This is a genomic window from Rhodococcus sp. ARC_M12 (assembly GCF_022810385.1).
Taxonomy (GTDB): domain Bacteria; phylum Actinomycetota; class Actinomycetes; order Mycobacteriales; family Mycobacteriaceae; genus Rhodococcoides; species Rhodococcoides navarretei.
On record NZ_JALGQI010000108.1, the window covers coordinates 1 to 255 of the forward strand.

Consider the following 255-nt stretch of genomic DNA (forward strand, 5'->3'; position numbering starts at 1 on the left):
TGTGCGCAGTGAGCCCGACGATCAGACCGTAGTCGCCAGTGTGGAACTGCGATTTCAACGCCGTGGAGATCAATGGCAGGTATGTCAGGAGATCGACGATCTCGGCGACCGAACCAGCGCTGATCAAAGGTGAACTCAGGGGCCCGAACGATGTCAACTGGGCCTGCTCGGCAAACGCAAGTCCGAGTCGAGTGGCGTGGGCGATATCGAGTTCGGGATAGACCTCCCGAAACCACCGTATCGGTGCCTGGACGT

Annotated in this window: 1 pseudogene; it reads right to left on the reverse strand. The window is 59.2% G+C overall.

Annotated elements, in window-relative coordinates:
* Positions 1-255, reverse strand: a pseudogene (locus tag MTX35_RS26385) (AraC family transcriptional regulator); the annotation flags it as partial.